The 9,013-nt window shown below is 71.7% G+C and carries 7 protein-coding genes and 1 pseudogene; 7 read left to right on the top strand and 1 reads right to left on the bottom strand.

Annotated features, from left to right (window positions below; translation table 11 throughout):
* The 7 genes and pseudogenes from N869_RS10130 to N869_RS10100 all read left to right on the top strand — a co-directional run.
* Nucleotides 1-187 (top strand): annotated as a pseudogene (locus N869_RS10130) (Holliday junction branch migration protein RuvA); the annotation flags it as partial.
* Nucleotides 180-1,214: a Holliday junction branch migration DNA helicase RuvB gene (gene ruvB / locus N869_RS10125; protein ID WP_408606355.1), complete on the top strand. Its 1,035-nt coding sequence runs from the start codon at nucleotides 180-182 to the stop codon at nucleotides 1,212-1,214. The pseudogene N869_RS10130 and the gene ruvB, both read left to right, overlap by 8 nt.
* A 122-nt stretch (nucleotides 1,215-1,336) precedes the next feature.
* Nucleotides 1,337-1,678 carry a preprotein translocase subunit YajC gene (gene yajC, locus N869_RS10120; protein WP_035061057.1) on the top strand — a complete coding sequence of 114 codons (342 nt, stop codon included), beginning with the start codon at nucleotides 1,337-1,339 and terminating at the stop codon, nucleotides 1,676-1,678.
* A 96-nt stretch (nucleotides 1,679-1,774) separates the two neighbouring features.
* A complete protein-coding gene (secD, locus tag N869_RS10115; protein WP_084136906.1) occupies nucleotides 1,775-3,574 on the top strand; it encodes a protein translocase subunit SecD in 1,800 nt (599 codons plus the stop codon).
* Nucleotides 3,574-4,671: a protein translocase subunit SecF gene (gene secF, locus N869_RS10110; RefSeq protein WP_035061053.1), complete on the top strand. Its 1,098-nt coding sequence runs from the start codon at nucleotides 3,574-3,576 to the stop codon at nucleotides 4,669-4,671. The genes secD and secF overlap by 1 nt, the downstream gene beginning before the upstream one ends.
* The gene (locus N869_RS10105; RefSeq protein ID WP_035061052.1) at nucleotides 4,668-5,192 is read left to right on the top strand and encodes an adenine phosphoribosyltransferase; all 525 of its coding nucleotides are present in this window, start codon (nucleotides 4,668-4,670) and stop codon (nucleotides 5,190-5,192) included. Before secF ends, N869_RS10105 begins: the two co-directional genes overlap by 4 nt.
* Before the next feature lie 103 nt (nucleotides 5,193-5,295).
* Nucleotides 5,296-7,641, top strand: a complete 2,346-nt coding sequence (locus N869_RS10100) for a RelA/SpoT family protein (RefSeq protein ID WP_084136903.1) — start codon at nucleotides 5,296-5,298, stop codon at nucleotides 7,639-7,641.
* Nucleotides 7,642-7,680: 39 nt separating this feature from the next.
* Here the strand turns inward: N869_RS10100 and N869_RS10095 are convergent.
* Nucleotides 7,681-9,013, bottom strand: a 1,333-nt coding sequence (locus N869_RS10095) for a DUF349 domain-containing protein (protein WP_035061050.1), incomplete at its 5' end; no start/stop codon positions are given.

Genomic DNA, 9,013 nt, shown 5'->3' with positions numbered 1-9,013 from the left:
CGCCCCTGCAGGCGCCGACCGGCGCGAGGAGGTCGTCGAGGCGCTGGTGGGCCTCGGGTGGAACGTCAAGGCGGCCCAGGACGCCGTGGCCGTGATCGCACCCCAGGAGGCAGGCCCCGTCGGGGCCGACCAGGTAGCCCAGGTGCTGCGCGGCGCGTTGCGGGCGCTCGGGGGTGGCCGTGGATGACGACCTCGCGACCCCACGGCTCGTCGACGGCGCCGCGGAGGACGTCGAACGTGCGGCCGAGGCGGCCCTGCGGCCCAAGGACCTCAGCGAGTTCGTCGGGCAGAAGGTCGTGCGTGAGCAGCTCGAGCTGGTCCTGCACGCCGCTATGGGGCGAGGGCGCCCCCCGGACCACGTCCTTCTCTCCGGCCCCCCGGGGCTGGGCAAGACGACGCTGGCGATGATCGTCGCCGCCGAGCTCGGCAGCCCCATCCGCGTCACCTCCGGACCGGCGATCCAGCACGCCGGCGACCTCGCGGCGGTGCTGTCCTCCCTGGAGGAGGGGGAGGTCCTGTTCCTGGACGAGATCCACCGCATCGCACGCCCCGCCGAGGAGCTCCTGTACGTGGCGATGGAGGACTTCCGGGTCGACGTCGTCGTCGGCAAGGGCGCCGGCGCCAACGCGATCAGCCTGAGCCTGCCGCCGTTCACGGTCGTCGGGGCCACCACCCGGGCCGGGCTCCTGCCCGCGCCGCTGCGCGACCGCTTCGGGTTCGTGGGGCACATGGACTTCTACGACGACGGTGAGCTGGAGCAGGTGCTGGTGCGGTCGGCGCGCCTGCTCGGTGTGGAGCTCGTCACGGAGGCCGCCACCGAGATCGCCTCGCGCTCCCGCGGCACTCCCCGCATCGCGAACCGTCTGCTGCGGCGGGTGCGCGACTGGGCCCAGGTGCGGGGTGACGGGACGCTGGACCTGGTGGCGGCACGTCGTGCGCTCGAGGTCTACGAGGTCGACCACCTGGGTCTGGACCGGTTGGACCGGTCGGTGCTCGAGGCTCTGTGCCGCAGGTTCGGTGGTGGGCCGGTCGGCTTGTCGACCCTGGCGGTCGCGGTCGGTGAGGAGCCCGAGACCGTCGAGACGGTCGCGGAGCCGTTCCTGGTCCGGGAGGGGCTGGTGGGCCGGACGCCCCGCGGCAGGGTGGCGACGCCCCGGGCGTGGGAGCACCTGGGTCTGGCTCCACCCGCCGGTGGCCCCACGCTCTTCGACTGAGTCCCGGACCGAGGGTCCGGGCGCACGCCGGGAACGTCTCCGGGGCCTGGGCCGTTGGTCGTCAGTGGCGGGCGTCACCTAGACTTCGCCCGGTTGACCCCGACCCACTTGGACGTGCACCCATGGAACTTCTTGTCATCTTCGCCCTGCTCATCGGTGTGATGTGGCTCATGACCAGCCGCGGACGCAAGCAGCAGCGCGAGGCCGCGACCTTCCGGTCCGAGCTGGAGCCCGGGCAGGAGGTCATGACGGGATCGGGCCTGTTCGGGACGGTCGTTTCAGTCGAGGGTGAGGTCGTCACGCTGGAGATCGCTCCCGGGGTGACCACCCGGTGGCTCCGGCCGGCGATCGGCAAGCCGCCGGCCACGGCCGAGCCCGACGTCGACGTCGAGGACGAGGACGCCGTGCTCGAGGACCCGGAGGCGGCGGCGCCCGAGCCGGGCGACGACACCACCACCCGCTGACACCACGCCGGGCGCGCCGCCCCGGCACCGTCATCCGGCCACGCACCCGGCCGGTCACCCGGCTCCGGCCGGGCCCGCACGAGAGAAGAACGACCCGTGGCAACGACAGCCCGACGGCAGCGCCCGGCGCGCCCCCTGGTGACCCTGCTCGTCCTGGTGGCCGCGCTCTTCGGTGGCCTCCTGGCGGGGACCACCTGGTCCGACGCCTCGATGACCCCTGACCTGGCCCTCGACCTCGAGGGCGGGACGCAGGTGATCCTCACGCCGGTGACCGACGACGAGACGAGGGTCACCGAGGACACCATCCGGCAGTCGATCGAGATCATCCGCCAGCGTGTGGACGCCTCGGGGGTGGCCGAGGCCGAGATCTCGGCCCAGGGCGGCAGCAACATCGTGGTCGGTCTCCCCGGGACCCCGACGGCGCAGACGCTGGCTCTGGTGCGCGAGTCCGCGCAGATGCTCTTCCGCCCGGTGATCGTCTCCGCAGGCCCGGAGCCGTACGAGCCGCCCTCCGAGGAGGGCGGCGACGAGCAGCTCGACGCCGTTCCCGGCGGCCAGGAGCCCGACGGCGAGGCGGAGGGCGCGCAACCGGACGCGACCGCAGAGGACCAGGCTCCGGTCGCGGAGGGCGACCAGGACGCCGTGGACCCGGACGGGCAGGAGCCCGGGGACGCCCCGGAGCCCGCGGACCCGAGCGACTTCGCGTGGCTGACCGACGAGGTGCTGGAGGAGTTCAACGCACGCGACTGCACCGCCGAGGCGAACCTGCGTGGCGGTGCAGAGATCGTCGGCGAGGTCGACGAGCCGGTCGTGGCGTGCGAGGCGTCGGGCGCGGCCAAGTACGTCCTCGGGCCGGTGGAGGTGATGGGCGCCGACATCGACAACGCCCAGTCGGGTCTGCGGGTCGGCTCGACAGGTGTGGTGACGAACGAGTGGGTCGTCAACATCAGCTTCGACTCCGACGGGTCGCGCACGTTCCGCCAGGTCACCGAGCGGCTCATCGAGCTGGAGGCGCCCCGGAACCAGTTCGCGATGGTGCTCGACGGACTCGTGATCAGCGCGCCGCAGGTCAACACGGTGATCACGGACGGCAACGCCGAGATCTCCGGCGGCTTCACCCAGGAGTCGGCCGGGACGTTGGCCCGCCAGCTGAACTTCGGTGCGCTGCCCCTGACCTTCGTCGTGCAGTCCGAGCAGCAGATCTCGGCCACGCTGGGCTCCGAGCAGCTGCAGAAGGGCATCGTCGCAGGCCTCATCGGACTGCTCGCCGTGGGCGTGTGGTCCCTGGCGCAGTACCGCGCGTTGGGCCTGGTGACGATCTCGTCCCTGGCGATGGCCGGGCTCCTGGCCTACGGGACGATCACCCTGCTGTCGTGGGTGCAGGGATACCGCCTGAGCCTGGCCGGGGTGGCCGGGCTGATCGTGGCGATCGGCATCACCACCGACTCGTTCATCGTGTACTTCGAACGCATCCGCGACGAGCTCCGTGACGGGCGCAGCCTCGCCGCGGCCGTGGACCTTGCGTGGGCACGGGCCAGGCGGACCATTCTCATCTCCGACGTCGTCAGCATCATCGCTGCGGTGGTGCTGTACATGCTGGCGGTGGGCGGTGTCCGTGGGTTCGCCTTCACCCTGGGGCTGACCACGATCATCGACCTCGTCGTCGTGTTCGCATTCACGCACCCGGTGCTGAAGCTGCTCAGCCGCCGCCGCTTCTTCGCGCAGGGCCACCGCTGGTCCGGTCTGGACCCGAGCCTGCTCCGGGAAGGGTCACCGCGTTACGCGGGACGAGGCAGGGTCGTCTCACCGGCCCGGACCGGGTCACCGGACAGGACCGGGTCACCGGACAGGACCGGGTCACCGGACAGGACCATGACCGAAGGGAAGATGCGGTGATGGGCGTGAGCATGTCCCGGTGGGGCAACGACCTGTACGCCGGCCGTCGTTCCTACGACGTGGTGGGGGCACGCCGTCGGTGGTTCCTCGTGGCCACGTCGGTGGTGCTGATCTCCGCGGTCCTGCTCGGGGTGCGCGGACTGAACCCCGGGATCGAGTTCCGGGGCGGGTCGGAGTTCACCGTCCCCGGCGTCGAGGAGACGACCCAGCAGCCCGCGGTCGACGCGGTCACCGGGATCCCGGGAGCAGAGATCCCGAGGGTCTCGGTGGTGGGGGCCGACACCTTGCGGGTGCAGACCTCCCAGTTGGACGACGTCCAGACCCAGGAGCTCGCCGCAGCCCTGGCGGCCGCCTACGGCGTGCCCGAGAACGAGGTCAACTCCTCCTACATCGGGCCGGTGTGGGGCCAGGACGTGACGACGAAGGCCCTGAGGGCTCTGGTGATCTTCCTGGCCCTGATCAGCCTCGTCCTGACGGTCTACTTCCGCGACTGGCGCATGGCGGTCGCGGCGCTCGTGGCGCTCCTGCACGACCTGGTGATCACGGTCGGGCTGTACGCCGCGATCGGGTGGGAGGTCACACCCGCCACGGTGATCGGCTTCCTCACCATCCTGGGCTACTCGCTCTACGACACCGTCGTCGTCTTCGACAAGGTGAACGAGAACGTCCGCGGCGTGCTCGAGCAACGCCGGTACACCTACGGTGAGCTCGCGAACCTGGCCGTGAACCAGACGCTGGTGCGCTCCGTGAACACCTCGGTGGTGGCCGTCCTCCCGGTCGGATCCATCTTGTTCATCGGTGCGTTCCTGCTCGGTGCCGGCACGCTGCGGGACATCGCGCTCGCCCTGTTCGTGGGGATCCTGGTGGGGACGTTCTCGTCGGTGTTCCTCGCGACACCGCTGCTGGTGTGGTTGCGCGAGCGTGAGGCGCGCGTCGCGGCGCACACCCGTGCCCGCCTGGAGGAGCGTCGCGCCGCGGCGACCGCCTCGGGTGCCAGGGACACGGTGACGGTCGGGGCGCTCGTCCCCGGTCAGCACCTCGGCACCCGGTCCCAGCCCCGACGACGCAAGGGCCACAAGCCCGGGAGACGACAATGACCGACCTGAGGACCGAGATCGCTGCACTCGTGCACGACGTCCCCGACCACCCCAGGCCGGGCGTCACCTTCAAGGACATCACCCCCGTCCTTGCGGACGCTGCGGCGTTCGCCCGGGTCGTGGACCACATGGTCCAGGCGGCCCCGGGCCCGGTGGACGTGGTGGTGGGCATGGAGGCCCGCGGGTTCATCCTGGGGGCCCCCGTCGCGGTGGCGCTGGGCGCCGGTTTCGTCCCCGTCCGCAAGGAGGGCAAGCTGCCGCGGGCCACCCTGTCGGGCAGCTACGACCTGGAGTACGGCAGCGCGGTGCTCGAGGTCCACCCGGACACCGTGCCCGACGGGGCCAGGGTCCTGGTCGTGGACGACGTGCTCGCCACGGGAGGCACGGCGGCCGCCACCGTCGAGCTCCTCGAGCAGGCCGGCGGCCAGGTGGTGGGCCTGAGCTTCCTCATGGAGCTGGACTTCCTCCACGGGCGGTCCCGGCTCGAGGGCCGGGACGTGCAGGCGCTCCTGAGGTACTGAGCGCACCTGCCCGACGCCCGTCCGGTGCGTCGTCGCGGACGATGTCGGCGGGGCCGCCCCGGGAGACCTAGACTTCCAGGAGGCGACCAGGAGGGAGAGGCACGTGTCCGAGAAGAACGCGCCCCCCGCCCCTTCCGGTGCGCGCCCCGGGGCACCCGCCGCGGAGACGCAGCCGGACGTCGCGGTGACGGGCAGCAAGGTGCGCTCCCGCCTGGCGCGGTTCGGTGCGCGCAACGTCGCCCCGTCGCCGGCCCTCGAACCGTTGATGCTTGCCGTCCGGTCCAACCACCCGAAGGCCGACCTGGCCGTCCTGGAGCGTGCCTACACCACGGCCGAGCGCGCGCACCGGGGCCAGGTCCGGCGCAGCGGCGACCCGTACATCACCCACCCGGTCGCGGTCGCCACGATCCTCGCCGACCTTGGAATGACGCCCCCGACCCTGGCAGCGGCGCTCCTGCACGACACCGTCGAGGACACCGACTACTCCCTGGACGACCTCACCGCCGACTTCGGTGCCGAGGTCGCGATGCTCGTCGACGGCGTCACCAAGCTCGACAAGGTGACCTATGGCGACGCTGCGCAGGCCGAGACGGTCCGCAAGATGGTCGTGGCGATGTCGCGCGACATCCGCGTCCTGGTCATCAAGCTCGCCGACCGCCTGCACAACGCCCGCACCTGGCGCTTCGTCCCGGCCGCGTCGGCGCAGCGCAAGGCTCGGGAGACCATCGAGATCTACGCACCGCTGGCCCACCGGCTCGGGATGAACACGATCAAGTGGGAGCTCGAGGACCTCTCCTTCGCCGCCCTGTACCCCAAGGTGTACGAGGAGATCGTGCACCTGGTCGCCGAGCGGGCCCCGGCGCGCGACGAGTACCTGTCGGTCGTGCGGGAGCAGGTCGGCGCCGACCTGCGCGCGGCGAAGATCAGGTCGACGGTCACCGGCCGTCCCAAGCACTACTACTCGATCTACCAGAAGATGATCGTCCGGGGCCGCGACTTCGGTGACATCTACGACCTGGTCGGCGTGCGTGTCCTGGTGGACTCCGTCCGTGACTGCTACGCGGCGCTCGGGGCGCTGCACGCCAGGTGGAACCCTGTGCCGGGGCGGTTCAAGGACTACATCGCGATGCCCAAGTTCAACATGTACCAGTCGTTGCACACGACGGTCATCGGGCCTGGTGGCAAGCCGGTCGAGATCCAGATCCGCACCCATGAGATGCACCGGCGGGCCGAGTACGGCGTCGCGGCGCACTGGAAGTACAAGGAGGCCGCCAAGCAGGCCGGTGCGGTCGACGCCGCGGGGGACATGGCCTGGTTGCGCCAGCTCGTGGACTGGCAGCGGGAGACCGCCGACCCCAACGAGTTCCTGGAGTCCCTGCGGTTCGAGATCCGCGGCGCGGAGGTCTTCGTGTTCACCCCCAAGGGTGACGTCATGGCCCTGCCCGCAGGCTCCACGCCGGTGGACTTCGCCTACGCGGTCCACACCGAGGTGGGCCACCGCACCATGGGCGCCCGCGTGAACGGGCGCCTGGTCCCCCTGGACTCCACGCTCGAGAACGGTGACGTGGTGGACGTCCTGACGTCCCGCTCGGACGCCGCAGGGCCCAGCCGGGACTGGATGACCTTCGTCAAGAGCCCCCGTGCCCGGAACAAGATCCGCCAGTGGTTCTCCAAGGAGCGCCGCGAGGAGGCGATCGAGCACGGCAAGGACGCGATCGCCAAGGCGATGCGCAAGCAGAACCTCCCGATCCAGCGCCTGCTGTCCCACGAGGCCCTGGTGACGTTGGCCAACGAGATGCGGTACGCGGACGTCTCGGCCCTCTACGCGGCGATCGGCGAGGGCCAGGCCTCCGCGGCGACGGTCGTGCAGCGCCTGGTCCAGTCCATGGGTGGGGAGTCCGGGACCGAGGAGGACGTCGCCGAGGCAGCCCGCCCGGGCCGGCAGCCCCGACGCCCGCGGGCCGGGGACGCCGGGGTCGTGGTCAAGGGTGTCAGCGACGTGTGGGCGAAGCTCGCGAAGTGCTGCACGCCCGTGCCGGGGGACGAGATCCTGGGGTTCGTGACCCGGGGCGCCGGGGTCAGCGTGCACCGCACCGACTGCGGCAACGTCGACGGCCTCCTCGCCCAGCCCGAACGCATCGTCGAGGTCGAGTGGGACTCCGGCGCCAGCACGCTGTTCCTGGTCCAGATCCAGGTGGAGGCCCTGGACCGGAGCAGGCTGCTGTCGGACGTGACCAGGGTCCTGTCGGACTACCACGTCAACATCCTGTCGGCTGCGGTCTCGACCTCCCGGGACCGGGTGGCCATCTCGAAGTTCGTGTTCGAGATGGCCGAGCCCGGTCACCTGGCACAGGTGCTCTCGGCCGTCCGGAAGATCGACGGCGTGTTCGACGTGTACAGGGTCACCGGATCCCGCATGGACACGCCGCTGGAGGCTGGGAGCGCCTGACCCGGTCCACCAGGGACCAGGCCAGGCGCGGACAACGGGTCAGCCGCGCGAGTCCGCGGCGGCCCGCTCCACGAGCTCGAGCCACGACCTGCGTGCCTCCAGCGCCTCCCTCGCCTCGGCGATCTTCCGCTCGTCGCCGTGCTTCTCGGCGGCGGCGAGGTCCTCCTCGAGCGCGGTGATCGCGGCGTACAGCTGGGCGGCAGCACCCTCGGCCCGGGCACGGGTCTCGGGGTTGGTGCGACGCCACTTGTCCTGGTCCGCGTCGCGTACGGCCTGCTCCACCGCCCGCATCCGGCCCTCGACGCGCTGCACGTCACCGCGTGGCACCTTGCCGGCCTGGTCCCACCGGTCCTGGATGTCCCGGAGCGCCGCCTTCGCGGCAGCGAGGTTCGTCACCGGGACGAGCTTCTCCGCCTCGTCCAGCAACCGGAGCTTCACCTGCAGGTTGGCGGCGAACTCCTCGTCGGTCTCACGCTGGCGGGCGTCCCGCGCCGAGAAGAACGTGTCCTGGGCCGCGCGGAACCGCGCCCACAGGGCGTCGTCGTCCTTGCGGCTCGCGCGCCCGGCGGCCTTCCACCGGGTCATCAGGTCCCGGTACGCCGCCGACGTCGCGCCCCAGTCGGTGCTGGACGCCAACGACTCGGCCTCGACGACCAGACGCTCCTTCGCGTGCTTGGCCTCGGTGTTGCGCTTCTCCAGGTCGGCGAAGAACCTGCGACGCTCGCGGTCGAACGTGGAGCGGGCGTGGCTGAACCTCTTCCACAGTGCGTCCTCGCTCCCGCGGTCGAGGCGGGGCCCGTTGCGCTGGGAGTCCTTCCACTGGTCCAGCAACGAGCGGAGCCGGTCACCCGCCGGGCGCCACTGCATGCGCTCGGGGTCCGTGGCGGCGATCTCCTCGGCTGCCACGACGATCGCCGTGCGGGCCTCGAGAGCGGCCTGCTTGGCTGCTGCCCGCTCGGTCTCGGCGGCGGCACGGCGTTCCGCCGCCACCGTCCGCAGACTCTCCAGGCGTCGGCGCAACCCGTCCAGGTCACCGACGGCCGCGGGGGCCTGAAGCTCGGAGGACAGGTGCTCCAGGGTGGTGTCGATCTCCTTGACCGAGAGGTCGGTGGCCGTCAGCCGTGCCTCGAACAGGACGACCTTGGCATGGAGGTCGGCGAACCGGCGCACGTAGAACGCCAGTGCGTCGGCGGCCTCGGCGCCGGGGTACTGGCCCACGGCGCGCTCCCCGTCCTCCTCACGGACCCACACCGTGCCGTCGGCGTCGACCCGACCCCACCGCGCCGCCTCGGCGCTCTCGGCCTCGGAGAGGCCTGCCGTCGGTGCGACCGCCGGTGCGGACGTGGGCGCGGTGGCCGCGACGGGACGGACG

It is taken from the genome of Cellulomonas bogoriensis 69B4 = DSM 16987 (assembly GCF_000767165.1).
In the GTDB taxonomy this organism is placed as follows: Bacteria; Actinomycetota; Actinomycetes; order Actinomycetales; family Cellulomonadaceae; genus Actinotalea; species Actinotalea bogoriensis.
This window is presented reverse-complemented; position numbering and strand designations above follow the sequence as displayed.

Excerpts from the sequence above, each read along its gene's own strand:
- yajC (WP_035061057.1), top strand. The coding sequence starts at position 1,337 with ATGGAACTTCTTGTCATCTTCGCCCTGCTCATCGGTGTGATGTGGCTC.
- secF (WP_035061053.1), top strand. The coding sequence starts at position 3,574 with ATGGGCGTGAGCATGTCCCGGTGGGGCAACGACCTGTACGCCGGCCGT.
- N869_RS10105 (WP_035061052.1), top strand. The coding sequence starts at position 4,668 with ATGACCGACCTGAGGACCGAGATCGCTGCACTCGTGCACGACGTCCCC.